The organism is Brevibacillus sp. YAE8, from assembly GCF_057543335.1.
In genome coordinates this window covers 41,493-67,471 of the sequence record NZ_BAAIYG010000012.1, presented here as the reverse complement: position 1 = coordinate 67,471, position 25,979 = coordinate 41,493, and the positions used below count along the sequence as shown (strand labels likewise).

Here is a 25,979-nt window from a genome sequence, read left to right as displayed (position 1 = left end):
CGCAAAGTGGATGGCCACTTTTTGCATAGGACGGTATATGATCGAAGCAGATACCTTACCAACCATCTGCATCCTTGTGTGTGCCTCACAGGATGACTGTGTGATACAGAAAGGACGATTGGTCCGTCATGACTATTTTTCCCTTTATTGTTGCCGTCATCATCCTCGTTGTCTTTGCGTTCGTCGGGACGTTTCTCATCGGTCTGAAGCCTGTGGAAGCCAAGCAGCGCAGCTTCAAGCAGCGTTCGCGCAACCTGCTGCTCATATACGGGTGTATTACGTCGATGCTCGTCATCGCCTTGGCCGTCTTTCTCTACAACCTGTAGGACTTGCACTCCCTGCGGGGGAAACCCCCCCTGGAAGAACGGTCTGCCAACAATAAGACGCCGTCTGCCCTTACGGGTGTGACGGCGTCTGGAATCAAAAGATGACGGATCGGTCATCTGCTGTTTTTACAGGCTACAGTATAAGCTCTGTTCTTGCCTAGACGATTTTGCGCGCGACATTTGCCGCTTGCAATCCCCGCTGTCCATTCACAATCTCAAACACGACCTGCTCGCCTTCCTCCAAATTCCGGTAGCCTGTGCCCGTGATCGCCGAATAGTGCACGAACACGTCAGGGCCTCCATCCCGCTCGATGAATCCATATCCTTTTTCCTTGCTGAACCATTTTACTTTCCCTTGAATCATTGCGCTTCCTCCCTGTAATCAGTGCAGCTCTTACGCTTACCTCATCATATGCGGATGCGCCGAAAGTGGATATACAGTAAAATAAATAAAGTACGATTCAAGAGTGCAAGGAAGGGGTGGAGCACGAACATGAAAAAAGCATGGATTCTCGGCTGCGCGCTGCTCTTGACAGCCTGCTCGGAAATTTCCGAAGGCGTACAGACAGCGCAACAGGCAGTAGAAACGGGCAAACAGGCCATCGAGGTAGGCAAGCAGGCGGTGGAAGCGGGCAAGCAGCTCGCAGAATCGGAAATCGCCCAGCAATTGAAGACTTATCTCCAGCAAAAATACGAATCCTCTGAGCCTCTGCGCAACGCCATGTTCAGCGGTGACGGACAGTTGCTCGTCGACCAGTTGCAGCAGACTGAGCTGGCCAACTTCAGTTTTTACAAGTCCGAACTGTTCGGAGTGGAATACACAGGCAAGCTCGCTGGCGACGGGTCTTTTCAAGTGCTGAAACACGATTTGAACAACCCGGGTGCAGAGCCTACTGTCGTGAAGGAGTTCAAGGTGACTCTTGACGGCAATGGACAGATTCAAGTGCAGTAAAAAAAGGATAAAATAGAAAATTGAACCTGCGATGGTAAAATCGCGGGTTTTTTTAATTCGATTAAAAACTTTTTATTGTTTTTCTACTAAATTTTCTGTGTTTTTTTGTAGATTTTCATATCTGGGCATGATATTGTGTAAGACGTCACTATTACTTTTAACAATATTGAACTGAACAAGAGGTGCTATCCATGAATATGCTGCTCACGTCCATCATTGTGTACATGGTAGGCATGCTGCTCATCGGCTATTATGCCTACAAGCGTACCTCCAACTTGAGTGACTACATGCTCGGCGGCAGGTCACTCGGACCAACTGTAACCGCTCTCAGCGCTGGCGCATCCGACATGAGCGGCTGGCTGATGATGGGATTGCCCGGTGCGATGTACGCCACAGGCCTTAGCGCCTCCTGGATCGCCATCGGTCTGACACTCGGTGCGTATGCCAACTGGCTGTACGTGGCTCCGCGTCTGCGCACGTACACGGAGGTAGCCAACAACTCCATTACGATCCCGGCTTACCTGGAAAACCGCTTCGGTGATGGCTCCCGGATGCTGCGCCTTGTCTCGGCACTCGTTATCATGATCTTCTTCACGTTTTACGTCTCGTCTGGCCTTGTATCCGGCGGTGTCCTGTTTGAAAACACGTTTGACATGGACTACCGTACAGGCTTGTGGGTAGTTGGCCTGGTTACCATCGCGTACACGCTGTTTGGCGGCTTCCTCGCCGTAAGCTGGACCGATGCCGTGCAAGGGCTGATTATGGTCATTGCCCTCATCATGGTGCCGCTCGTCACGATCTTGACCGTTGGCGGCGTGGGCGAAACGTTTACGACCATTCGCTCGGTCGATCCGTCCCTGCTCGATATTTTCAAAGATACAAGTCTGCTCGGAATTATTTCCTTGTTCGCCTGGGGGCTCGGCTACTTCGGACAGCCGCACATCATCGTCCGCTTTATGGCGATTACTTCAACAAAAGAAATTAAGAAAGCGCGTTCAATCGGAATGGGCTGGATGATTTTCTCCGTAGCTGGCGCCATGTTTACCGGACTGATCGGGATTGCGCTGTTCGCGAAGCAAGGCTGGACGATTGCCGACCCGGAAACGATCTTTATCCAGCTCGGTACTGTGTTGTTCCATCCGCTCATCACCGGCTTTTTGCTCGCTGCGATTTTGGCTGCGATCATGAGCACGATTTCTTCCCAGTTGCTCGTAACCTCCAGCTCGCTGACGGAAGACATTTTCAAAACGTTTCTCAAGCGCTCGGCTTCGGATAAAGAGCTGGTCGCCGTCGGCCGCCTCTCCGTCCTGATCGTCGCCGTCATCGCCTTTTTGCTGGCGCTGAACAAAAACGATACGATCCTCGACCTCGTCGGCTACGCCTGGGCCGGATTCGGCGCTTCGTTCGGTCCTGTCATCCTGCTGTCCCTCTACTGGAAGCGGATGAACAAATGGGGCGCGCTCGCTGGCATGATCGCCGGAGCCGTCACCGTCATCGTCTGGACGCGCTTCGATGTGCTGAAAGACTTCCTGTACGAAATGGTTCCGGGCTTCGCCGCAAGCTTGCTCGCCATCCTTATCGTCAGCAAGCTGACCAGCGAACCGTCCAAGGAAGTGGCTGCCCAGTTTGACCAGTACAAAAAAGCAAGCGAATAAAACTGGCCCAAGCAAAAAACGCCCACGCTTTGCCTCCCGTGCAAATGCTTGGGCGTTTTTTTCGTTGCGGTTAAAGCTTTGGCCGCTATTTGTCAGGCCCTCGCACGAGCAACCGTTGCTGTGCGCCAAACTTGCTTACCCGCCCGCAGCGGTTCTTGTTCCGACAGATTCGGACCGCATGACAAAATTTGGCTGCGCCAAGCCGCTGGCGCCGTCTTAGCTGCACGTAAAAAAAGGCAGCCACGCCCGTCCCTTGCCTGACGAAAAGCGTGCGCTGCCTTCTTTTTTCTATCGCTTCACAAGCCGTTACTCCAGTTCCGCGGCCACGCGGTTTACCTTCGCTCCCAGCTCTTCGAGATCCACGGTCATATCCAGCGCGGCAAACAGCCCTGTGAAGTATTCGTTAATCTGCTCGACAACCCGGTTCCGCTCTGTCGCGACCATCTCGCTGAACAGCGCGCTGAACTGCTCGCCAAGCTGCTCGCTTCCGGTCGCGACGTAAGCCGCTACCGGCTCTTGCATGCGCTTTTCCAGCTCTTCGCGCAGCTTCAGCTTGCCGTCCTGCTCAAAAAAGTCTTTCGTGTTTTTGAACAGCCCAAGCGCTGGCTGGAATGCCTCAACAGACACCGGCAGCTCCTCGGCAAAGGCGAGCGTCTCGACCTGGCGCTGCTGGTACGGCGCCAGCGTCAAACCTGCTGCGTAGGCGTGCACGTCTTTTTGCCACGCGGAAACGAGCGCGGCTCCCTGCTTGCTCAGGAACTTTTCCAGGCGCAGTGTGGTGGCGCGCAGCTCCTGTGCCAGATCGTAGCTGATCGAGCGCAGCAGATCGGTCAGGCAGCCCTGGAGCGCCTGCTTCATGCTGCGCCCGTCTTCCTTGAGAACCGCCGGGTTAAAGGCGAAGTTGAACAGCTCGTTGAAGCGGAAAAACAGCCGCTGCTTGACGTAGTAGAGCAGTTCCTCGCGCTCTTTTGCCAGGTCGCGCTCGTACGAAGCGGTAGACAGAGCCGCTACGGCAGCCAACGCATCCGACTGGGCCTTGCTCGCCGCTTCCTTGCGGGCGAGCCGCTCGTCTTCACCGGACTGGGCCATGCGCATGAACTCGGTCAACGTGTCGTAAGCGCGGCGAATTTCGCCCATCGCTGCGTTCACGGCAATCTGTGTCAGCTCGTCGATCGTGAACCGGAGAAACGCTGTTTCAAAAGCGGCCATGCCTGACAGCTTGAACGCTTCCTCTGCCGGCATGAGCGGAGCGCCTTCTGCCGTTTGCGTGCGCTGACGGTACACTTTTTCCGCCGAAGCCGCCAGCTTGCCTTTTTCATGCATGCGCGCCAAAAGCGCCGTCTGGCTGGATACCGGATAAATGCGCGGCAGGCGGATGCCGCAGGTGAGCAAGTTTTTCTCTACGTGCGCAATGACACCCTGCAGCTCCTCTTCCGAAGCGGCGAGGTCAGCCGCATTGACGATGAAAAACATCTTGTCCATCTCGAACGTGTCCTTGACCCGGCCCATTTGCAGCAAAAACTCGCGGTCAGCCTGGGAAAACGCGTGATTGTAATACGTGACGAACAGGACAGCGTCCGCGTTTTTCATGTATTCAAACGCCACACCCGTATGGCGGGCATTGATGGAATCCGCCCCTGGCGTGTCGACCAGCACGATGCCCTGATCGGTGAGCGGGCAAGAGTAGAAAAGCTCGATGTATTCGGCAAAGCAAGCCTTTTCTTCTTTGGCGACGAAGCTTTTAAATGCTTGCATGTCCACGATCAGCTCTCCGCCCAGATGCGTGTCCATCTCGGGAAGACCTTTCGTGACGGCTTTCAAAAACGTGTAGTGCGGCTTCGCTGTCGGCGGAATTTGCGCCACGTCAATTTTGTTCAGTTCGGACAGCGCGCCTTCCAGGCTTGCGGCATGCAGTCCAAAAACGGCGAGCGAGCGCAGCACGTCCTGCTCCACCGCGTCTCTTTGTTTCAGCACCACGCGCACCGTGCCGTGCGGGTGCTCCGCGCTTGGCGGCATGATTTTGTTGATCGCCGCCGTCGTCGGGTTCGGCGATACAGGCAGGACGAGATCGCCCATCAACGCATTGGCAAAAGAAGATTTTCCGGCGCTGAATGCGCCGAACAAGGCGACCGTGAAGCGGTTGGCGGTCAGGCGCTCTGCCCGCTCCTGCATCGCCTGCGCCTGTTGTTGCATCCCTGGTACGGAAACGATTTCATGGCTTGCGCGGCGCAGCCGTTCTGCGGCCGCCACAAGTTTGTCTCGAAGCTGATTCATGATTCCTATTCTCCTTCACGCATGATTGCCTGCAATCTTTCTCTCGTGTTTTCTTCGCTCGCGGTGAGGCTTGCAAGCTGTTCATGCAGCGAAGCCATCTCGCGCAGGACGCCAAGGCGTTCGAGCTGTGCCGCGCTCTCCTGCTCGCTTTGGCTCTCCAGGCGTCCGACGACTTCCTCGATGAACAGAAGACCCGCGCGTCTGTACTCCAGCTTGATCGCGTTCGCGACGTCTGTACAGTAGTTCATCACATACTCGCGGGAAGCCGCCCCATCCTTGATGTGCTTGGCCAGGAACTCGCCCGTTATTGCGATCTCGGTCGCATGGACACGCGCGTGGTACTCCTCGTCGCGGATGTCATGCGCTTGAAGCTGCTTGCTCATCAGTTCCTTGAAATGGAAGTCGAGATTGCCCGCCACTTTTTCGCGGAACTCGGCCAACAGCGCTTCCTCGCGGCGCTGGCGCTCTTCCTCGGTCTTTTTCCCCGCAAACAAAAAGCCCACCTTGAAGCCAGGCTTGCGGCTCTCCAGGTAGCTTTGCGCCGCTTCGTTCGTGCTGTAGTACGTCAACCGGGCGTTGTCGAGCAGCGAGCCCAAGTCTTTTTCCATCTGGGCGCGCGCTTCTGCTGTGCGGTTTTTCAGCGACGCCATGAGCGCCTCTGCCTGGGCAAGCGCGGCGGACACCCCTTGGGCATCGCGGCTGTCTACGTCTGCCAGCTCCAGGCTGTCCAGCTTGCTTTCCAGCTCCTGACGCTTGGAGGCATGGCTGGCCTTTACCGCCTGGACGTGTTCCTCGATCAAATGCTCGGCAGCGCTGCGAACGCTTTTGCCTACCAGCTCCTCGCGTCCAGCGATCAGCGCCAGCAGCTTTTGCCGAAACTCCGCGTACTGGTTTTCCGGATGGTCCGGCTCCGCGAGCGAGGTGTAAAAAATGCCGTCGGGATGAATGTTCCAGGTCGCGAACGCTTCCTCCACACTTTCCTTGTAGCTCTCAAAATCAAGCTCAAAGTCAATGTGCTTGTCAATCATGTTCACAACCAGATAGACTGGCTTGCCGCGATCTTTCAAGGTTTTCGTAAAGTTGAAGTTTTCCTCTGCCTGGACGTGGTTGTAATCCATCATGTAAATGACGACGTCAGCCAGGTGCAGCGCGGATTCCGTCGCGATTTTGTGCGCGGCGTCGGTCGAGTCGATCCCTGGCGTATCGAGCAGGCTGGAATGCTCGTCGAGAAGCGTTCCCGGATAGGAGACTTCTACAGACTCCACGGTATCTCCATCAACGGCAAACTGCTTGAGCTTCTCCATCTCCGTATCCGGATCAAACGTCACGACGTCGCCGTTCATTGTATAGACGCGAGCAGCTTTTTCGCCACCGCGGATCTTCACGACATTGGCGCTGGTCGGAATCGGATTGGAGGGCAGCAGGCTGACCCCCAGCAGCGTATTAATCATCGTGGACTTCCCTGCGGAAAAGTGTCCACAGAAAGCGATGTTCAGCTCGGCTTTCCGCGTTTTTTTTGCAAGCTGCTTCAGCTTGGCAGGAGTCGCTTGATCTCCCTGCCCGGCCATCGCTTGCGCCAGCTCTTCCCATGTATGCGCGAGTTTCGCAAAGTCTGTCTCCCGAACCAAAACTTGACTGTCAAGCACTACGATTCCACCCTTCTCCGTCTTTCCTACTCTCTCTACTACTCTCTATTCTACCATGCCGAATGTATCATACCTCATAGGGTTGTTCAATTCTTTGTGCGAAAGTTTGTCGTGGAACTTTCATCCGCATAAATTCCCTTTGTTCTGGAAAAAATCGCACTAACATGCTATTCGCATTTTGAACGGGAGGGACTTCCATGATGCGAAAATTTTTCGCCCAGCGACGCAAAAAGAAAACCTCTCCCCTCATGCAGCACATGCAGCAGTCACAGCCACAGCTTGCCGGCAAAAAGCTGTCCAGCAGCCTGCAGGAAAACATGGACCTGTTTCGCTCCTTGCTTGGCAACCCTCACGATCTGCTGATCCGCAGCTTTCTCATCGGCAACAGCAACCATCCGTGCGCCGTCATTGCGATTGATGGTCTGGCCAATGCGGATATGCTCCATGCGCAAGTGCTGGGCCATATCCAGTTGATGATCTCTACCGCGGAAAAAACCGTTCCTACTGAACCAGATGCGATCCTCAACCTGCTTTTTGATGAGGTCTTGTCCGTTGTCGAAATAAAAAAAGAAACGTCTCTCGCAGCCACCATCGACTGTATTTTGTCCGGAGATACCGCCATTTTTGTCGACGGCACGAGCGAGATCATCCTCATTGACAGCAAAGGCTGGAAGTCCCGGGCCATCGAGGAGCCCGTCTCCGAAGGGCTTGTGCGCGGTCCACGCGACGGCTTCACTGAAAGCATCCGGGACAACACGGTGCTGATCCGCAGAAGAGTAAAGGACCCGAGCCTGCGCTTTGATAGCACCCTGGTAGGAACGCGCAGCAAAACCGAGCTGATCGTCGCCTACATCGACAATATTGTGGATCACAATTTGGTCAAGGAAGTTCACCGCAGAATCGCCACCATCGACATTGATGAAGTAGAAGAGTCAGGGTTTATCGAGCAGTGGATCGAGGACGATTTTCTCTCGCCCTTCCCCCAGGTGCACAATACGGAGCGCCCGGACAAGGTGAGTGCCGCCCTGTTTCAAGGGCGGGTCGCGATCATGCTGGACGGCACGCCGATGGTACTGATTCTCCCCGTCACGCTCGGTCTGCTCATGCACTCTCCCGAGGACTACTACGAGCGTTGGATCGTCGGCACACTGACCCGGCTCTTGCGTTATTTGGCCGCTTTTTTCGCTGTATTTTCGCCGTCGCTCTACATCGCCCTGGTCACGTTTCACCCTGGCCTGATTCCGTCCGATCTCGCCTTCTCCATTGCCGCCACACGGGACGGCGTTCCATTTCCGGCTTTCGTGGAGTCGATCATGATGATTACGACGATGGAGCTGTTGCAGGAGGCGGGGCTGCGTCTGCCCAAACCGATTGGCCAGACGGTCGGCATCGTCGGCGGTCTCGTCATCGGCGACGCCGCGGTATCAGCCGGGATCGTCAGCCCGGTCATGGTCATCGTCGTAGCGCTGACAGCGATTTCGTCCTTTGCCATTCCGTCGTACCACCTGGCGATCGCGTTTCGCATGATCCGGTTTTTCGCCATGTTTGCCGCCGCCATCTTCGGGGTGTACGGCGTCGTGCTAAGCCTGATTACGATCATCATCCACCTGTCCAATCTGACGAGCATCGGCCATCCGTACCTGGCTCCGTTTGCCCCGCAAATGCCCAGAGACTGGAAAGACTTGATTTTGCGCGCGCCTGTCACCTTTTTAAAAGACCGTCCCGAAGTCCTGCACCCAGAAGATGAAATCCGAATGAGAACAGGGGACTCCAAATGAGTGCACAAACCTTGTCAGATAAAATGCTCACCAAAAATCATATGGGTATCAACATCGCCGCGGTTACGATCGGTGTCGGCATCCTGACCTTCCCGCGCGGGCTCGCCAAAGCGACCAGCGGATTCGACGGCTGGATTTCCGTCGTCATCAGCGGCCTGATCGCCTTTCTGATCGGCTGGCTGCTCGCCAAGCTCGCCGCCCGCTTCCCCAGGCAAACTTTTTTCGAGTACACCTCGATGATCGCAAGCAAGCCGGTCGGCTACGTCCTGACCTTGCTCGTCTGTCTGTACACGATGCTGTTCGTGTCCTTCGAGATTCGCGCGATCGGCAACATCGCCAAGCAGTATTTGTTTTACAACACCCCAGTCGAAATGATTACGTTGAGCTTTCTGTTGATCGTCCAGTATGCCGTGGCGGGATCGCGCATCTCCATGCTGCGGCTCAACCTGTTGTTTTTGCCAGTCGTCCTGGTCGTGATGTTTTTCGTCTTGCTGTTCACCTCGCAATTGATCGAAGTCGAAAACGTTCGCCCCTTTTTCTCATCCGACTGGCGCTCCTTGCTGGACGGCTCGCAAGCGGTGGGGCTTTCCTACTCCGGGTTCGAAATCATTCTCTTCTATACGATGCTGATGAAACGGCCAAAAGACGGAACAAAGGCCATGGCGCTCGGGCTGTTCATCCCGGTGGCCCTCTACTTGACGATCTACATTTTCGTCATCGGCGTCTTTTCGGCCGAGGTCGCCAAAAACTTGACGTACCCGACGATTGATCTTGCGAAAGAAGTGGAAATTCCCGGCGGTTTTTTCGAGCGGGTCGAATCGATCTTTTTTGCGATCTGGATCATGACGATTTTCGATACGTGCATGATGTGGCTCGATATCACGATCCTCAATTTAGCGTCGATGTTCCGCAACGTAAAAAAAATGGTCTGGATCCTGCTCTTGTCGCCGATTATTTACTTCGTCGCGATGCTCCCGCAAAATCTGGTCGACTTCTTTACGTTTGCCGACTATGTGACGTATTTCGGAATGATTATCGTCTACCTGTGCCCCATCCTGCTACTGCTGCTCGCCATCATCCGCGGGGTGAGGGGCCATGAATAGGCGTCTTACTCTGGCCTGCATGGTCGTTCTCCTGTGCACGCTGGTCACGGGCTGCTGGGACCAGGTGCAGATCGAGGAACGCGGCTTTGTCGTCGGTGTCGCCATTGATGCCCCCCGCTCCAACGAGGCCGAAAAACGGGCTGCGAAAGAATCGCCGGGAAAACCACGGGTCAAGCAGCGCTTCCTCGTCACCCACCAGCTCGTCATCCCTGGCGGACTGATCGCAGGCAACCAGGGCGGCGGTGGCGGACAAAACACGACGAACGAAGCGTTTCTCAACCTCTCCTCGGAGGGGGATTCGCTTTTCGAGGTTTCCCGCGAGCTGGCTACCCGAACCAGTCGCGCTCCGTTTTACCAGCACCTCAAGGTTCTCGTCATCTCGGAAGAAGTGGCCCGCTCCGAAAACGGCTTTGCCAACGCCATGGATTTTTTGCTGCGCGATCCCGATTCCAGGCGAAGCAGCAAAGTCTTTATCTCCAATGGCCCGGCCAAAAGCATTATCGAGGTCAAGCCGAAAACGGAAAAGCTGCCCGCGCTCTACATCAACTCGATTGGTGAAAACATCGATCGAAATGCGCGCATGCTTCCCGAGGTCAGAGTGGGAGATGTTCACGAGGAGCTGCTCAACCCGTTCAGCTTCGTCATTCCGAGAGTGCGGGCGGAAAAAAACGAAATCAAAATGGCGGGCAGCGCTGTGTTTTCCAATCGCAACCAAATGGTCGGCTTTCTTGGCGAAGAAGAAACCGAGGGCTTGAATTTCTTGACGGGGAATATTAACGGGGGACTGTTAAAAGCCAAGGTCAAAAACGATTTGGTCGTCCTGAACATCCAGGGGACGAAGCATTCTATCGTACAAGATTTGCGCGACAAGCAGCACTTTATTTTCACGATCCAAATCGAGTGCGAGGGCATTTTGGCAGAAGCCTACGCGCTGATGGATTTTCTCAGCAAGGAAGAGACGAAGAAGCTGGAGCAAGCGTTCGCAAAAGAAATCGAGCGGATGTGCCGGGATACGATCCAGAAAGTGCACAAGGAAATGAAAGCCGATGTCATCAAGCTGGGCAGCAATATCCGCCAAAAAGACTACTCGCTCTGGAAGCAGATCCAGCACGATTGGGAAAAAGGGCAGCGCCTGTACGAAAAGAGCGAAATCCACGTCGAAGCCAAGGTGTACTTGCGAAATGTCGGCTCCATCAACCGTTCGGAAAAAGTAGAAGGAAGGTGACCAGCATGATGAAATATTTGGGCTCGCTGCCCCCGTTTCTCACCTTTGGCGGCGCGCTGCTCGCTTTTTTGATCCCGTTTTTGTTTTACACGGCCAGCAACAAAATCCACGAGTGGGGGGACCCGCCCTGGAAGAACACCAAGAGGCCAAGCTCATAAAAAAAAGGCACGCCTGGCGTTTTGTCAACGAGCGTGCCTATTTTTGTTGCAACTGCGCTGCTTGTCCTTAGTTTTCAGCCAACAAATCCGCGAAAGCCTTCGCGTACGCCGGCAAATCAGGCGGACGGCGGGAACCGACGATGTGCCCATCGACGACCACCTCTTCGTCGACCCACACTGCTCCTGCGTTCTCCATGTCATCCTTGATGCCAGGCGTAGAGGTCGTCTTCACTCCGGCCAAAATTTTTGCCGAGGCGAGCACCCAGCCCGCGTGGCAAATGTGGCCGATCGGCTTTTTCACCTCGTGCATGGCACGGACAAACGAAAGCACCTCCGGATAGCGGCGAAGCTTGTCCGGCGCCCAGCCACCCGGCACGAGCACGCCGTCGTACTGCGCCGGATCAAGCTCGCTCAATGCCTTGTCCACCTCGCACGGCACGCCGTATTTTCCGATGTAGGCGTGTCCCGCCTGCGGCCCCGCCAAATGGACAGTCGCCCCTTCCTCGCGCAGCCTCAGCACCGGGTACCACAGCTCCAAATCTTCAAATTCGCTTTCTACAAAGCAGACTACACGTTTTCCCGCAAGTCTCACGATATCCGCCTCCTTTTTCTCTTTGCATAGAAGAAGCTTGTCTCAAATTCATAATAAAGAACAGCAGTGACATTGTTAAGCAAAGACTATTTCAAGTGCGCAAAGTCGTACTTAGTCAGTCGCAATCCCCTTTTTCCTGCAAAAGAATGTCTATTACATTCCCGCCAACAGGTCCATTCCATATATTCACTCTCCGTCAAATATTATCCTCAAGCGCTTCGTGCGTCAAAGATGAAAACATGCGAAAGAGCGAGAAAAACGAAGAAAACATTAATGTATTGAGGAAGGGATGATCTTGCTATATTTTTTTGCTTTTTTTACACTGTTGTTTTTTGTGGGGGCAATGAAAAGTTTTTTTAGTTCTATTGAGTCATTAAAGAACTCTAATATTGCTCGATTTAATAAAGCAGCAAACACCTCTATAGTGTTTGGGGTTTTGTTTGTCCTCTTCCTGCTGGTTACAATAGCTTTTATCTTTATGACACTTCAGTAGAAGATATATGGTTCCTAAAGTCAACTCTCATCGTTGACTTTTTCTTTGTCCATTTTCACTAATTTGTATCTCAAAGCGGCGCCCGAAAATGAAAAAAGTGAGAAACAGGATTTGCTCGCTGTTCCCCACCTTATAACAAAAACCATATGTATGGATTGCTGGTGCCGGTAGAGGGACTTGAACCCCCACGGTTTCCCTCACGATTTTGAGTCGCGCGCGTCTGCCAATTCCGCCATACCGGCCCGTTCGTGTGCATCATGGTCGGGAAGACAGGATTCGAACCTGCGACCCCTTGGTCCCAAGCCAAGTACTCTACCAAGCTGAGCTACTTCCCGATTTGCTCACACGACGTTGCTCCACTTTGTTCGACAAAATCTGCAAAGTGCCGCAACACTTACGTATTTTACAGGCAAGTCGTCCCAAAATCAAGACCGGATTTTAAAAAAATGTGGCTACCAGTTCCATACGGCAATCCTGCCCAACTGAAAGCGGTGCAGCTCAGGCTCGGCACGCAGCTTCTCCAACTCGCGAATCGGTCCTGTGACGACGGCGCCATAGACGGTGATTCCGTTTTCGCGCAAATAGGCGAGACGCTTGTCGTCATACACATCGAACTCATCAGGCGCATAGGACTGCATCCATTCCAAATCAGGAATGAGCTGATTGGTCGCCTCCTCCACCGATTCGGGCAAATCCATCGTCGTCTCGTAGCTCATGCTTCCTCCCTCGCTGTAGTGAACTGCCGGCCTCAGCACCAGGTGCGGGACGCGGATGGTACTGCCGCTTCGCGTATGCGTCGGCTGAAAGGTTTTCAGCTCGCCTCCGTACACGGCCATCTGCAGCACAGACAGATCGTACTTTTCCAGCAGCTTGAAGAGTTGCAGCGGCTCGTACGGCTGCAGCGTGGAAAACGCCATCTCCGCTACGTAGCCGTCCTCCATATGGGCGAGCTGCTCCCACAGCTCGTTCTGCTCCTCGCGCACTTCCAGAGGCTTTTTGCCGAGCAACGACACCGGCAGGGCAAAACGAAACGTTCCGTCCCGGTCGTCGAGCTGCTTTTGCTGATAGTGGATGTCGTACGCAAGCTTGCCCCAGAGCGGCTTTTTGACCGTCACCGTGCCGACGACCTCCTCCCACTTGCCAAGCTGCTTGTACAGGAGAAGCGTCGTCTCTTGCGTCAGCCAGGGAGACAGCGACACCGGCGTGTGCCCCGACTTGTTCACCTTCAAGCCCGGGTAATGCGTCTCGACCAAGGTCGCGGCGTAGCGGACCAGGTCGTCCTCCTTGCCCAGCTTCGCATAGCCGATCTGAATCACCAGCATGTAGAGCATGTACAAAAACCATATGGCGAGCAATACTTGCGCCATATTTCTCCACAGCGCAAACCGCGACCGCCAGATCAGGCGTCGCGCCCTTTTTTCGTCCCAGACTATCTCGGACACATCAAGCCTTTCGCGCAGCTTGTCATCCTCCATCGTCCATTCCTCCTTCCACTCGCTTCTCCCACTCGCGAAATTTTTTTCGCGCCCGGTGCAGCGTGACTTTTACCTGATCGAGGCTCATCGCAAGCGTATCCGCCAGCTCCTGATAGGAAAATTCCTCGATCTCGCGCAGGTAGAGGATCGTCCTCATCCGCTCCGGCAGTTGCTGCAAAATCCACTCTGCCCGCTGCTTGTCCTCTTTTTGGCGATACATCGTTTCCGGCTCATACGTGCGCGAGGACGCGCTGAACAGACGGCGGATGTTTTCCAGCATGCTTTTTTCCGACGTTTGTTTGCGCAGCCAGTCGATGTACAAATGCCGCGCCACTTTGTAGAGCCACGCCCGCGCCTGTCGGGCATCCTGAATCGAGAGGGAGAGCATGGCACGGTAAAACGTCTCCTGCAACAGCTCCTCGGCCACCTCGCGCGAACCGCACATCCGGTACAAATAGCGGTACAGCGGCTGCTGGTATTCGGCGAACCATTCGCTCCATAGTTGTGCCTTCATCTCCCACCTCCCTTTCATACAAACGAAGTCAGGCGCAAAATGTTACCACTTCTCTCCAAAAATTTGTTTTCCCTCCCCCACGCTCACCTTCGCCGGACCCTCCTTCTCACCCGCTTGCATCCCCGCACACAAGGCTTGCAACAGCCAGGCACTATCCGGAAAAGCTGTCCAGGCCGATTGAACGGATAGTCCAGCGGATGGCGGCCTACCACGATCCAGCGCCCATCCGGCTGCTTTTTCAACTGGTAGACAAGAAAAAAGCGGTCGCTCGGGTCAAATTGAAACCAGACAGCGAGCGTCACGCACCTCTCGCTTTTCTTCAAAATTTGTGATTTGACAATCGGCGCCGCACCGATTCCATCTCCTACCGGAACGGCCAGCCGTCCCTTGATCCGTCTCAGATCGAGGTTGCCGATCACGCGATTCGCGAGGCAAGGCGTCATGAACCGGGTCAAAAACCGGCGAATTTTGTTTTTCGAATTAAACCGCTTGGGCAAAATTCTGCCCCGTTCCCCGACTCGCCGCTGTGCCGAAAACACAATGGTCCAAAAAGCCTGCTCCGCCTGCCGGACAACCCCTACCCACTTTTTCTTCATCACCCATTCCTCCCCTCCTACAAAGGTATGCAGCCTGCGCTGCAAACGGTTGGGCACGTGCCTTTTCATACATAATCGCGGCCAAACGGGAGAAATTATAACGGTGTGCCAAACCAATCTTCTGCCCAAGGAGGAACTGACATGCCAACGCAAATCAACACTGATTCGCTGAAAAAAGCCGAAGTGGCGACCACTCTCGCGAAAAATATGATTACGCAAGCCATCGAGCAATCCGCTGCCAATCCGCAGCTCGCCGAGGAAGCGCTGAAACAGGCTTCGCAGGAAATTGCCCAGGCGCAAACAATGGTGTCGCAGGTTCAGTCCACGCTGCAAACACAGGCGCAAGCGCAGCAAGGCCAATCCCAGTCGTAAGCATACTGCTTCGCAAAAAGGCAAAACAGGCAGACCGGATGCTATCGGGCTGCCTGTTTTGCTGCCAATCAAGGGCTGCCTATTGCTCGTCGGCCCTGCTGTTCTACCATGGCAAACAGTCGTCTCGCTGACGTACAATGATCTCATCACGATCAAGAAGGTACATTCAAAAAAGCGAAAGAGGCGATGTCATGCAGCCATTGACCGGAATCAACCATTTCCTGTTTTCTGTTTCCGACCTGGAGCGTTCTTTTTGTTTTTACCGCGATGTACTCGGCGCCAAGCCGCTCGTTCGCGGCAGAAAGCTGGCCTACTTCGACTGGAACGGCTATTGGCTGGCGTTGAACGAAGAGCGCGACATCCCCCGCAACGAAATTGCCCTGTCCTACACCCATATCGCCTTCTCCGTTGCCGAAGAAGCCTTTGCAGACTGGAAGCGCCATCTGGAGCAGCACGGTGTCCACATTCTCCCCGGCAGAGAGCGCGATGAGCGGGACAAGCGCTCCCTCTATTTCACAGACCCCGACGGGCACAAGTTCGAGCTGCACACAGGCAGCTTGCAGGATCGTCTCGCCTATTACCGGGAAGCAAAGCCGCATATGACGTTTTTCGATTGATAACGCTTTCGATCTTTTTCATGACTTACATAAACATTTCACAAATTCCCAGTAGTTCCACAGGTTCAATTCTTCCTTAAATGGTATAATCAGGTAGGCGGTTTGACCTATTTCCATTACAGCAACTGGCCTCTTCTGCGTCAAGAATCGGTCAGTTTTTCATAAAAAAGCGGAGGGATTCTATGTTTGGGAAGCGTTGGGCGCGATCACAGACTGCCCCGATTCAGGAAAGCGATATTCAGATGACCGAGCAGTTGCGAGCAAAGGTGAACTTTTTGCAAATGAACAGCGAGGATCTCAAACGACTCGCACAAATCGAACCGCTCATTACCGAGCATCTCGATGCCATTACTGAGCGTCATTACCAGATGCTCGGCCACTATGCGAATTTGATGAAAATCATTGAAGCGAATACGACAGTGGGCCGTCTTGCAGGTTCTTTTCGCCATTACCTGCAATCGCTTCCCGACGCCCAACTGAACGAAGCCTATGTAGCAGGACGGGAAAAAATCGGGGAAGTCCACAGCAAAATCGGACTTGCCCCGGAATGGTACACCGGCTCTTACATGCGGCTGTACGAATTTTTGATTCCCGCCATCGTAGACACGTATGCCAGAAAGCCGGACGAGTTGTCCTCGACTTTGCTGGCTTTAATCAAGCTGCTCACTCTCGATTCCCAGATCGTTCTGGAAGCGTACCAGGAGGATAACGATTATAAAGTCATTGACCGGCTGGGGAATGTCCTGGAGCTGGTCATGCAAATCGACAAAATCAAGCATGTGCTGGATACTCTCGACACAACCACGGTGGAGGCGGGTAATGTCAGACAGGCGGCCGAGCAATTGTCAGAATCGGTGCAAAAAGTGGCCCAATCCGCTGTCCAGGTAGCAGAAAATGCCTCTACGACCATAGAGCAGGCTACTGCGGGCCAACAAATCATTCAGACGTCGCTGACAAGCTTCCTGTCCATGGCGGAGGAATTTGCGGAGATGCAGACAAAAATCTCCTCCCTGATGAGTTCCATCGAAGCCGTCTCCCAGGTGGTGCAGGTGATCCGCAGCGTCGCCGATCAGACGAATCTGCTCGCCTTAAACGCGTCGATTGAAGCCGCTCGGGCAGGCGAGCACGGGCGAGGTTTTTCCATCGTCGCAGAAGAAGTGCGCAAGCTCGCCGAACAAACCAAGCAATCCGTGCAAAGCATCTCCGGCACGATGGAAGCCGTCCGGCAAGATGCCAATCAGGTGAAGGAAACAGCCGCGCTGCTCGGCGTCCACTTCACCGACAAAGCGACGCAAACACGCGAAGCTATCGAGCTGTTGGGAGAGATTGTGCAAAATGTCGAGCAAGTGGGGCATGCGACCGGACATATCGCTTCTTTGACAGAAGAACAGTCGGCCTCTACCGAAGATATTTACATGCGCATATCCCAGGTGGAGAGCAATATGGAGCAGATTTTCAACCACGTCTCCCACGCCGGAAAAAACATCTACGAAATCGGGGCAGGCATCAACAGCCTGCACAAAGGCAGCATCAGCCAGGTGGCCCGTCTAAAAACGAAGCACAGCCTGCGCATCGTCAAGACCGATCATCTCCTGTGGAAATGGTGGGTGTACAACTTCCTGCTCGGCTATCATACGATCGAGGAAAAGGATCTCGTCGACCATCACCGCTGCCGCCTGGGCGTCTGGTACGACGAAGCGAAACAAAACCAGGCGATCAGCTCGCTTGCTTCCTTCCGCCGACTGGCAGAGCCACACAAACGGTTTCACGAAGCTATCCGCCACATTTACACGCTCGCTTCCTCCGGCAAGCAAAAGGAAGCGGAGATGGCCTTTGCCGTCCTCGAAGCGCGTTCGGACGAAGTGCTCGCCTGTCTGGATGATCTCGCTTCCGAGCTGCAGGTCACTTCCTGACGTTTCGCCGTCTGCGGCGCTTGCCCCGTTTTCTGGACGGAGCCGTCGTTGGCTGCGCTACACGCACCCCAAAGGCGCGCATCGCCCTGTGGATCGGAAACGTGATCGACAGTCTGCCATCGGCGGAGCCTGCGAAGTTGACCGCGGCCGCGTAATTGTTTGCCGTCAGCCAGACCGAACCGGAGTCTCCCGGCAACGAAATCGGCGCCGCGCTTCTGATGACCGTCTGGTTGCGGAAGCGGATCGTTCCCAGACCGCCGTAGTCGCCGTAATCGACGTTGATGTCCGTGTGGGTGGATTCCACGATGCCACTGACAAAGCCTGTCGAGCGGCCGACCTTTTTCAAGCGGCTCCCGATAGCGTAAGAGTGGACGTAGCCCGGAACGGTGCCGATTTTCGCATAGCGCGGAGCGAGCAGGTCGTTCGAAGTGGGAATGCTCAGTGCCGCATCCATCTCATTCACTGCATTTTTCCGCAGCCGGACGAAGCGGTACAGTTGTCCAATCCGATCGCGCCCGGAACGCCCGCCATCCGCCCCTCCCGGCTGGATCGTCTCGGAATAGCCGCCCGAGTTGTTCCGGTTCAAAACGTGGTTGTTGCTCAGCAAAAAACGCTGGGCGCGGCGGATCGCTCCTGTCACGATCAAGCCCGCAGTCCCCGAAGCCCCGGGATATCCGACGCTTGCGCCCGCTATCACCGGACGGATTCTCCGGCGATAGTTGGCAGTCGAGCGCAGCTTTTGATGGCTAGTGCATCTGCCGGAGGTAACCGTCCGCACGGGAACCGCGACGTGCGACGTAATTCTCGGACTTTTCCCGCCCTTTTTCCGTTTGACGGCGACACAGCTCGGGCAGCCTTTTTTCACCGCCGCGCTCGCGTCCAGCGTGTACAGTACGACGCAAGCTCCTTTTTTGCTGTTCTTGCCGTTTACATATCCGACGCCGATCCCCATGACACCAGGCATCCGCTTCCACCTCTTCACCAGGTGATTCTTGGCTCTCAACGCTTCTCGAAAGGTAGCCATACACTCATCTGTCCTTCCCAAGTGATTTCGTACATAGCCATCCTATGTCCGACTTGGCCAAGACCGTTGGACGCTTGCCAACCTCGCGAGAGCCTTTTTTATGAGCTAGCTAGTGGATGCGTTGCTGCCTTGCTACTGCCTTGCTGCTGCCTTGCTGCTGCCTTGCTGCTGCCTTGCTATCCTGCTTTCCCCGCCTCCCATTTCCACAAAACCTCACTTCCCCGACAAACATGTCCCATGCGACCTGCCCCTTCTCGTTCGGTTGCAATTTTTCGGATGCCATCGTCACTTTGTAGAAGCGAAAAAACCGCCATCCTCTGCACGCAAGCGAGAGAATGGCGGTTCATGTATGAGTGAAGCTGTCGAAGCTTTGGTTAAGCCGATCAGGACGCTTCCGAGATCGTGCTTGGCACGGCAGCCTGGTTGACTTTTTTATTCGTATGCACCAGCAAAATGTTCAACACAACCGCTGTCAGCGAGCCTGTCACGATACCGTTTTGCAGCATCATTTTCACCATGGTCGGCAGTTGGTCAAACATGCTCGGCACAGCGGCGGAGCCGAGGCCGACCGCGATACTGCAAGCGGCGATCAGCAGATTTTCATTTTGGCGAAGATCTACGTGCGACAAAATGTTGATTCCGGATGCGACTACCATCCCGAACATCGCGATCATCGCGCCGCCCAATACGGCATTGGGGACGACCGTCGTCAGCGCAGCCAGCTTTGGCAAAAGCCCCAGCACAACCAGCAATCCGCCAGCCCCGATCATGACGTCGCGGGTTTTGATCCCCGTCAAGGAAACGAGCCCTACGTTTTGCGAGAAGGCAGTGTATGGGAACGCGTTGAAAATGCCGCCCAGAACAATCGCGATTCCTTCGCCGCGCAAGCCTTTGACGACGTCCTTGTCCGTTACTTTCGTCTCGGTTACTTTTCCGAGCGCAAAATAAACGCCAGTCGACTCTGCCATACTAATGATGTTGACCAAGATCATCGTCACAATCGCCACAATCGAAAATTGCGGCGCGCCGAAGTAAAACGGCTCGACTACGCTGAACCAGGACGCTTCCGCCACGCTGGCGAAGCTGACCATGCCCATCATGTACGCGACGACTGTCCCGACGACAAGGCCGAGCAAGACGGAAATCGCGCGAATAAATCCGGTAAAGAAGCGATTAATAAACAAAATAATAGCCAATGTTCCGAGCGCGAGCAGCAGGTTGCGCGGAGAGCCGAAGTCCGGCATGCCTTGTCCACCGGCGGCGTTGTTCATCGCCACAGGAATGAGCGACAGACCGATAATGGTCACGACAGAGCCTTGCACCACGGTCGGGAAAAACCGCAGCAGCTTGCCAAATAACGGAGCAGCCAAGACGACGAACAGACCGGAGACGATTATCGCTCCATAAGCCGTGGCCAGATTGCTCGTAGAGGCAATCGCGATAATCGGACCTACGGCAGTAAACGTACAGCCAAGCACAACCGGGAGACGAATCCCTGTGTAGCGCGTCCCGATGACTTGCAGCAACGTAGCGATCCCGCACGTGAACAAATCGGCGGCGATCAAGTAAGCAATCTGCGCAGGAGTCAGGTTCAGGGCCCCGCCAATGATAAGCGGTACGACGACAGCACCCGCATACATCGCAAGTACGTGCTGCAGACCTAAAGTAACTATCTTCTGTTTGGATAGCATGAGGTATTCTACTCTCCTCTAGTAATAGGATTTAGACACGGACAGTTTCCGCTTGAATGAACTGAATGCCCTCTGGAGACATGGACGCGATGCGCGCCAAAGACTCAATGCGGACACCCGCTTGCTCCAGCAATCCACGGCCTTCCTGGAAGCTTTTCTCGATCACGGCTCCGATGCCGACCAGGTGAGCGTTGGCGTCTTTAATAATCTGGGTCAACCCGATCAGCGCAGCCCCGGTCGCGAGAAAATCGTCCACGATCAGCACGCGGTCATCCGGCGACAAATACTGCTTGGACACGCTGATCTGATATGTTTCCTGGCGGGTAAAGGAGTGGACAGGAGCCGAGTACACCTCTTCTGTCAGCGTCACTGCCTTTTTCTTTTTCGCGTACACAAAAGGCACACCCAAAGCGAACGACGTCGCCAGCGCAAAATGAATGCCGCTCGCCTCGATCGTCAAGACTTTCGTAATTTTCTCGTCGGCAAAAAGCTGGGCGAAACGCTCGCCGATCTTCATCGTCAATTGAGGGTCTACCTGATGGTTCAAAAACGCATCCACCTTCAACACGGATGCGGACAGCACCTTGCCGTCTTGTACGATGCGTTCTTGCAATTCTTTCATGTTTTCTTCCTCCTCCATCAACTCTAGCGTGCCAGCAAACGACGCTAGTCCAACCAAATGAGAACACTTCGCTTCGCCGAGTTGTTCGGGCGAACGGCGCTTGTCCTTTTTGTCGATATCCATTTTTCTGGATTCCATCGACGAAAAAAAATAAAGCCCCGAACGGACAGGTCACAGGCAGGCTCAGGTGATAAAACCAACGCCAAGTGAAACTGTCCCTCGGGGCTTTTCTCCCTCAGGTATAACACGCCACAAAAAAGCGTGTCAGCGTCCTTTCGACCAGACGACCCACTCCCTCCTGTCACATGGAACAGGAAACAGCGATAAGCGCAGTCGATGGAACGCGATTTCACTCGTAGTCAGGTGATTTACGGTCACCCGGTAGAAACTGTTGGGCCTTATTCCCAAAATTATACGAGCACTTCGTATGCGGTTTATCCAGCACGATTGCTGGGTCTTGCCCCAATCTATCACAACTGGCTTGCTGGAATCAAGCGTAAATTTCTGAAAGTCTAGCCGCGCGCTTGCCCTGTCTCCAAACGAAAAGAGCCCCCGGTTGTCCGAGGACTCTTGCGTTTTATCGCTTCGGCTTTTTGCTTCGTGCTTGCATGGTGATTTTTTTCCACTTGTCCTTCTCTGCTGCTGCCAGCCTTGCATCTTCCTTGCGAGCCAGATGGGCCAGTTCGCGCTGAAGCTTCAAATAGCTGTCGAAGCGAGCTTTTTCCAGCGAACCGTCCTCAATCGCCGCCCGAACGGCGCACCCTGGCTCCCGCCCGTGCTGGCAATCGTTGAATCGGCACGCTTCCGCCAGTTGCTCGATATCGTCAAAAGCTCCGCGGAACCCCTCATCCGCTTCCCATAGCTGCAGCTCGCGCATGCCCGGCGTGTCGATCATGAGAGCGCCGTCCGGAAGCTGGAACAGTTCGCGGTGAGTAGTCGTATGGCGGCCGCGGTCGTCTCCCTCGCGCACTTTGTTTACTTTTTGCTGCTCTGCTCCGCTCAGCTTGTTGATTAAGGTAGACTTGCCGACACCAGAGGACCCCATGAGCGCCACTGTCTGGCCACACCCCAGGTACGGGGCAAGCTGTTCCAGCCCTTCTCCCCGCTCTGCGCTGACTACGTGCACAGGCACGCCAATCGCGACGCTTTCTACGTCCGCGATGCGCTGCTCCAGATCGTCGCACAAGTCGGCTTTTGAAAGCACGATCACCGGATTGGCTCCGCTTTCCCAGGCGAGGATGAGATAGCGCTCCATCCTGCGTATATTAAAATCGTTGTTTAAGGCATTCACTAAAAATACGGTATCGACGTTGGCAGCCACGATCTGCTCTTCGACGCTGTCTCCCGCAGCTTTGCGGGAAAACTTGCTCTTGCGCGGCAGCACTGCATGAATCGAGGCTTTCTTTTCCTCGGGACGCGCCGTGATGACGACCCAGTCTCCTACCGCCGGATAATCCTCGCGGCCAGTCGCCTCATAGCGCAACTTGCCCGTGACTTCGCCCAAAAGCTCGCCGTGCTCGCTCAACAGACGATAAATGCGTTTATGTTCCAGCGTGATTCTGCCCACGCTGTAGCCTTTCTCGGCATAAGGGGCGAACAGATTGGCAAAATGCTCATTCCAGCCCAAAGTTTGCAAAACAGATTGATTGGTTGTGTGATTCAAAACGGATTCCCCCTGCAAATGGTTGTATGATTGGCCCTACGCCAAAACCAGTCGCAGTCGAATCCTCATTTTTTTGAACGGTGCTACTGTTCGCTTGAAAGGAGGATTCCTGCGACGGACGTTCCTACACTCTGTACGAATTTGATGTTTGCCATAATACATCTCTCCTTTTTCAAGCCCGCACCATTCATGGTTTGGAATCAACTTTTTCCCAATCATTGTAACACATCAGGAGGCATGGAAAAAGCCTCAGTCTCCACCTCCACCGCCGCCTCCGCCTCCGCTGTCTCCACCGCCACTGTCGTGGCTGCATCCATATCCATCCGAGTCGTGGTGGCGATGATGGTGATGATGGCCGCTGTCCACATAAAAGGCTCCGCCACTGTCTGAGGACGACGAATACGAGCGTCTCCTTCCGCTCTTTGCGACGGCTCTGATCGAAAAGAGAGTCACTGCGATTACGAGAAAAACGACGATGAGAATAACGTACTCCATCAGCGTCCACGCCCTCTCCGCCCCTAAGGGGAATACTGTGTTCACTTTCATTATACCACAAGCTGGCTAACACTTTTGGAACAGGATGGGTGAAAAGGATGGCGTTGGTGGGGAGGGGAGCTGACTGCCTCGGGGTCGGGGTGTCAGAGGGGCAGCTTTTCTGGCTGTCTGGCTGTTCGGTTGCACGGCTTTCCGGCTTTCCGGCTTCACGGCTTTCCAACTGTCCGGCTGCACGACTTTCCGACTGTCCAACTGCACGGCTTTCCGACTCCCCGGCCGTTATGGCTTCCGCTTCCGGCCGCCCGACTTTCCGACTTCCTGACTGTCCAGCCATCTAACCATTTGGCTGACTTCCCTGCCCTTCCTGACCCTCGCGACCTCCCGTGACCTGCCACCTCACCCCACAAACTGCCCGGCAACTGGCGCGAGCGCCAAAATGCCGGCAATCGCGAACACCCGACAAGCCTTTCTCGTATAGCAATACGCCTTGAGCTGCCCCTTATCCTCATCCAGCAAAAGAATCCGGATGATTCGCCTGCTCGTCTGGCCCCGCTTGTTCAAATAAATGATCTCAACCGCTTGCTGTCTGTCTCTGTACTTTTTCAAATCCGCCAACACCAAAGCTGTCACCGCCTCATGAAAAGACATGATTGATTGGACGCGCAGCCGTCTCCCCATGCCTAGCTGCTGTTGAAAACATCCTAACACAAGAGAACTCATGTTCGCAAATTGGTTTTTTTCCCTGCTTGCTACCGGGATCGTTATGGCTGCGTCCTCTTCGGCTCGCGACAATTGGATGAGCCTCTTTTCAAAAGAGACGGTGCGGTATTGCACAAAAAAGCCCGGCCACCTTTAGTGGCCAGGCTGCTATTTCACTTTTTCCTTCGAATTTAGAATCAACTTTTTTAACAACGCATCGCTTTCTTTACGTTCAGCCTCGGTTACAGACGGTATGGCAAGGATACCTTTTGCGACATCTTCAAGCTTCTCCATTCGAAGATCGATTAAAAACTTGTTTCCCATATTGCCATCCTCCTATCCAAAGCCTGAACCAATTCAAAAGCTGACGGCGGCGGTATTACAATTCTGTGACCGATACTCTGTGCGCGTAAAGATTGAACGTAATGTTCAATGAGATTCGTCTTTGCAAAAAATGCTACCCAGCCACCGAATCCTAAATCAAAACTTTTTTTGCACGCAATGGCAAAAAGATGAGGGCCAACACCAACAAACTCTTTTTTTGCGCTACCTATGTTCCATAGGGCGCTTTCTGCTACATATACATCTACCTACAGTTCGTTTGGCTCCAAGGATATTAAACCTTGAATGACAGTATCACCTTGAACCGTAAGCTTATATACATCGCGCGAACTACTCTGAAACTCTTTGCGCCAGTTAACGCCTGCGCAGCACCCGCCCGAACACCGCCAGGATCGGCAGCAGTAGCAGCGCCGCCGTCAGCAAGGATGCGCGGATCGACAGGCGGTTTCCGATCCAGCCGACTGCTGGTCCTCCTGCCGTCTGTCCAAACGCGTTGGACTGGCTCATCATCGACAGGACGGTCGCCCGCACGCTGCTTTCGATGTTCAGGTTCAGCCACGTGTCGTACAGCGGGTTGATAAGTGACTCGATGGCTCCGATCAGCAGCAAGGTGGCCAGCGCCCAGCCAAAATCAGGAGCCATGGCGAAGGAGATCAACGCCGCAATTTTCAGCGCGGTCAAAACGAACATGCCGACAATGACGACACGCCCGTTGTTGACATCCAGCCGCTTCTCGGCAAAGCTGACCGCGAACAGCCCGAGCAGGCTCGACAGGGCGGCAATGATGCCGAACCACATCGCCATCGAAATGCCCGCAAGCTGCGGGAAGCCAATCTCGGAAATCAAGTGCGCTTCCCGCAGGCGGTCGTATCCCTCGGAAGCTGCGCCCGTAAACAGCGTCACAAGCAAAATCAACAGCAAGATCGGCTGCCTGCGAATGACGTGTGCGCCAGACAGCCACGTCTGGGCCATTTCCCGCCAGTGGGAAGCGCCTCGCTCGCGCTCCCTGGGCGTAAAGCCCGTCTCCTGCATGAACAGGATCAAAAACACGCCAAGCCCCAAATAGATCAAGCCCCCGACCAGATAGGGCAAGTTTGGAGCCAGCGTGGACAGCCAAACGCTCAGCCCGATTCCGAGCATATTCGCCAGCAAAGAGTAGCGCTTCGCCCGCATGAAGATGCTCCCGAGCTTTTCTTCCCCCACCTCGTCCGCAATCCAGGCCGTATCGGCCCCGCTGACGAACGTGTCTCCCACGCCGAAAAACACTTGGGCAACCAACACCCACATAAACGCGGAGACAAACGGCAAAACACCATCAATGGCAGGCAAAATACCTTGCAGAACAAAAGCCGTCCCCAGCAAAAACATCCCGATAATGACAGACAGACGGCGGCTGTACGTATCCGCCACCACACCCGTCACGCCCTCGAACAAGAGCACGGACAGCTCCAGCACCATGCCGACCAGCAAAAGCTCAAACGGATTCAGTCCCAGCGCCGCAATGTAGTAGAGCGCGTAGGTCGTAAACATCGTCGCGTTGGCGAGCGACGTCGCAAATCGTTTCGTCATATATACATGCGTTGCATTCATAACCATGGAAACAGTCTCCACCTCTTTGGGCAGATGACACGTTCCGTCTTTCCAGCCGTGATGCCGCTAGATTACTGCTCGTTATCGCGGAGAAAATCCGCACGTGCCACACTGCCACTCGTATTGTTTTCCTACTCTTGTGTTCGCTTGCGCCAATTTGATTG

General features: G+C 54.5%; 25 protein-coding genes, 2 tRNA genes and 1 riboswitch. Of the genes, 11 read left to right on the top strand and 16 right to left on the bottom strand.

Annotation, left to right across the window (positions count from 1 at the left end):
* Positions 1 to 128 precede the first annotated feature (128 nt).
* Entirely contained in the window at positions 129 to 326 is a 198-nt protein-coding gene (locus AC27IT_RS15720) for a hypothetical protein (RefSeq protein WP_005831636.1), read from the top strand.
* A gap of 157 nt (positions 327 to 483) precedes the next feature.
* Here AC27IT_RS15720 and AC27IT_RS15715 read toward each other — a convergent pair whose 3' ends face one another.
* On the bottom strand, positions 484 to 690 hold the full coding sequence (locus tag AC27IT_RS15715) for a cold-shock protein (protein ID WP_005831638.1): 207 nt from the start codon (positions 688 to 690) through the stop codon (positions 484 to 486).
* Positions 691 to 819: 129 nt separating this feature from the next.
* Here AC27IT_RS15715 and AC27IT_RS15710 point away from each other — a divergent pair, with 129 nt between their 5' ends.
* Entirely contained in the window at positions 820 to 1,278 is a 459-nt protein-coding gene (locus AC27IT_RS15710) for a hypothetical protein (RefSeq protein ID WP_005831639.1), read from the top strand.
* Between the two features lie 191 nt (positions 1,279 to 1,469).
* Complete coding sequence (gene putP, locus AC27IT_RS15705) at positions 1,470 to 2,933, top strand: sodium/proline symporter PutP (protein ID WP_025844423.1); 1,464 nt, start codon at positions 1,470 to 1,472, stop codon at positions 2,931 to 2,933.
* A gap of 306 nt (positions 2,934 to 3,239) precedes the next feature.
* Here putP and AC27IT_RS15700 read toward each other — a convergent pair whose 3' ends face one another.
* Positions 3,240 to 5,207 carry a dynamin family protein gene (locus AC27IT_RS15700; protein WP_340673238.1) on the bottom strand — a complete coding sequence of 656 codons (1,968 nt, stop codon included), beginning with the start codon at positions 5,205 to 5,207 and terminating at the stop codon, positions 3,240 to 3,242.
* Between the two features lie 5 nt (positions 5,208 to 5,212).
* On the bottom strand, positions 5,213 to 6,853 hold the full coding sequence (locus tag AC27IT_RS15695) for a dynamin family protein (protein ID WP_026557816.1): 1,641 nt from the start codon (positions 6,851 to 6,853) through the stop codon (positions 5,213 to 5,215).
* A gap of 197 nt (positions 6,854 to 7,050) precedes the next feature.
* Between AC27IT_RS15695 and AC27IT_RS15690 the strand changes: the two genes are divergently transcribed.
* From AC27IT_RS15690 to AC27IT_RS15675, 4 genes are read left to right on the top strand one after another with little or no spacing between them, the layout of a single operon-like run.
* Positions 7,051 to 8,631 (top strand): spore germination protein, encoded by a 1,581-nt coding sequence (locus AC27IT_RS15690; RefSeq protein WP_025844430.1) that lies wholly within the window; start codon positions 7,051 to 7,053, stop codon positions 8,629 to 8,631.
* A complete protein-coding gene (locus AC27IT_RS15685) occupies positions 8,628 to 9,734 on the top strand; it encodes a GerAB/ArcD/ProY family transporter (protein ID WP_025844432.1) in 1,107 nt (368 codons plus the stop codon). Before AC27IT_RS15690 ends, AC27IT_RS15685 begins: the two co-directional genes overlap by 4 nt.
* Positions 9,727 to 10,959, top strand: a complete 1,233-nt coding sequence (locus tag AC27IT_RS15680) for a Ger(x)C family spore germination protein (protein ID WP_025844433.1) — start codon at positions 9,727 to 9,729, stop codon at positions 10,957 to 10,959. Before AC27IT_RS15685 ends, AC27IT_RS15680 begins: the two co-directional genes overlap by 8 nt.
* A 5-nt stretch (positions 10,960 to 10,964) precedes the next feature.
* Positions 10,965 to 11,117: a hypothetical protein gene (locus AC27IT_RS15675; protein ID WP_005831649.1), complete on the top strand. Its 153-nt coding sequence runs from the start codon at positions 10,965 to 10,967 to the stop codon at positions 11,115 to 11,117.
* A gap of 67 nt (positions 11,118 to 11,184) precedes the next feature.
* Here AC27IT_RS15675 and AC27IT_RS15670 read toward each other — a convergent pair whose 3' ends face one another.
* The 6 genes from AC27IT_RS15670 to AC27IT_RS15645 form a co-directional block, all read right to left on the bottom strand.
* Positions 11,185 to 11,709 (bottom strand): type 1 glutamine amidotransferase domain-containing protein, encoded by a 525-nt coding sequence (locus AC27IT_RS15670; RefSeq protein WP_487091904.1) that lies wholly within the window; start codon positions 11,707 to 11,709, stop codon positions 11,185 to 11,187.
* Between the two features lie 652 nt (positions 11,710 to 12,361).
* A tRNA-Leu gene (locus AC27IT_RS15665) sits at positions 12,362 to 12,444 on the bottom strand.
* A gap of 16 nt (positions 12,445 to 12,460) precedes the next feature.
* Positions 12,461 to 12,537: transfer RNA gene (locus AC27IT_RS15660), tRNA-Pro, on the bottom strand.
* Between the two features lie 117 nt (positions 12,538 to 12,654).
* Complete coding sequence (locus tag AC27IT_RS15655) at positions 12,655 to 13,677, bottom strand: anti sigma factor C-terminal domain-containing protein (protein ID WP_487091903.1); 1,023 nt, start codon at positions 13,675 to 13,677, stop codon at positions 12,655 to 12,657.
* Complete coding sequence (locus AC27IT_RS15650) at positions 13,667 to 14,191, bottom strand: RNA polymerase sigma factor (RefSeq protein ID WP_026557812.1); 525 nt, start codon at positions 14,189 to 14,191, stop codon at positions 13,667 to 13,669. Before AC27IT_RS15650 ends, AC27IT_RS15655 begins: the two co-directional genes overlap by 11 nt.
* Before the next feature lie 83 nt (positions 14,192 to 14,274).
* Positions 14,275 to 14,787, bottom strand: a complete 513-nt coding sequence (locus AC27IT_RS15645) for a DL-endopeptidase inhibitor IseA family protein (protein WP_005836623.1) — start codon at positions 14,785 to 14,787, stop codon at positions 14,275 to 14,277.
* Positions 14,788 to 14,928: 141 nt separating this feature from the next.
* Here AC27IT_RS15645 and AC27IT_RS15640 point away from each other — a divergent pair, with 141 nt between their 5' ends.
* From AC27IT_RS15640 to AC27IT_RS15630, 3 genes are all read left to right on the top strand, one after another.
* The gene (locus AC27IT_RS15640; protein ID WP_005836625.1) at positions 14,929 to 15,159 is read left to right on the top strand and encodes a hypothetical protein; all 231 of its coding nucleotides are present in this window, start codon (positions 14,929 to 14,931) and stop codon (positions 15,157 to 15,159) included.
* Between the two features lie 191 nt (positions 15,160 to 15,350).
* Positions 15,351 to 15,776: a metallothiol transferase FosB gene (gene fosB / locus AC27IT_RS15635; RefSeq protein ID WP_197186820.1), complete on the top strand. Its 426-nt coding sequence runs from the start codon at positions 15,351 to 15,353 to the stop codon at positions 15,774 to 15,776.
* A 182-nt stretch (positions 15,777 to 15,958) separates the two neighbouring features.
* Positions 15,959 to 17,689, top strand: a complete 1,731-nt coding sequence (locus tag AC27IT_RS15630; protein ID WP_007786024.1) for a protoglobin domain-containing protein — start codon at positions 15,959 to 15,961, stop codon at positions 17,687 to 17,689.
* On the opposite strand, the gene AC27IT_RS15625 is transcribed toward AC27IT_RS15630, so the two are convergent.
* The 4 genes from AC27IT_RS15625 to rsgA form a co-directional block, all read right to left on the bottom strand.
* Positions 17,679 to 18,713 carry a chymotrypsin family serine protease gene (locus tag AC27IT_RS15625; RefSeq protein WP_025844444.1) on the bottom strand — a complete coding sequence of 345 codons (1,035 nt, stop codon included), beginning with the start codon at positions 18,711 to 18,713 and terminating at the stop codon, positions 17,679 to 17,681. The genes AC27IT_RS15630 and AC27IT_RS15625 overlap by 11 nt on opposite strands.
* Positions 18,714 to 19,096: 383 nt before the next feature.
* On the bottom strand, positions 19,097 to 20,404 hold the full coding sequence (locus AC27IT_RS15620; protein ID WP_005835584.1) for a nucleobase:cation symporter-2 family protein: 1,308 nt from the start codon (positions 20,402 to 20,404) through the stop codon (positions 19,097 to 19,099).
* A gap of 31 nt (positions 20,405 to 20,435) precedes the next feature.
* Positions 20,436 to 21,026 carry a xanthine phosphoribosyltransferase gene (locus AC27IT_RS15615; RefSeq protein WP_025844447.1) on the bottom strand — a complete coding sequence of 197 codons (591 nt, stop codon included), beginning with the start codon at positions 21,024 to 21,026 and terminating at the stop codon, positions 20,436 to 20,438.
* Positions 21,027 to 21,362: 336 nt separating this feature from the next.
* A riboswitch (purine riboswitch) is annotated at positions 21,363 to 21,464 on the bottom strand.
* Positions 21,465 to 21,603: 139 nt separating this feature from the next.
* Positions 21,604 to 22,689 (bottom strand): ribosome small subunit-dependent GTPase A, encoded by a 1,086-nt coding sequence (gene rsgA, locus AC27IT_RS15610; protein WP_238504396.1) that lies wholly within the window; start codon positions 22,687 to 22,689, stop codon positions 21,604 to 21,606.
* Between the two features lie 237 nt (positions 22,690 to 22,926).
* On the opposite strand from rsgA, the gene AC27IT_RS15605 reads away from it, so the two are divergent.
* A complete protein-coding gene (locus AC27IT_RS15605) occupies positions 22,927 to 23,079 on the top strand; it encodes a hypothetical protein (RefSeq protein WP_155808555.1) in 153 nt (50 codons plus the stop codon).
* Positions 23,080 to 23,580: 501 nt separating this feature from the next.
* Here the strand turns inward: AC27IT_RS15605 and AC27IT_RS15600 are convergent.
* The 3 genes from AC27IT_RS15600 to AC27IT_RS15590 all read right to left on the bottom strand — a co-directional run bounded on the left by AC27IT_RS15600 (position 23,581) and on the right by AC27IT_RS15590 (position 25,821).
* On the bottom strand, positions 23,581 to 23,862 hold the full coding sequence (locus AC27IT_RS15600) for a WYL domain-containing protein (RefSeq protein ID WP_235694640.1): 282 nt from the start codon (positions 23,860 to 23,862) through the stop codon (positions 23,581 to 23,583).
* Positions 23,863 to 24,051: 189 nt separating this feature from the next.
* Positions 24,052 to 24,207, bottom strand: coding sequence for a hypothetical protein (locus AC27IT_RS15595; RefSeq protein WP_007786033.1), 156 nt, complete (start codon positions 24,205 to 24,207; stop codon positions 24,052 to 24,054).
* A 372-nt stretch (positions 24,208 to 24,579) separates the two neighbouring features.
* The gene (locus AC27IT_RS15590) at positions 24,580 to 25,821 is read right to left on the bottom strand and encodes an MFS transporter (protein ID WP_005831556.1); all 1,242 of its coding nucleotides are present in this window, start codon (positions 25,819 to 25,821) and stop codon (positions 24,580 to 24,582) included.
* Positions 25,822 to 25,979 lie beyond the last annotated feature (158 nt).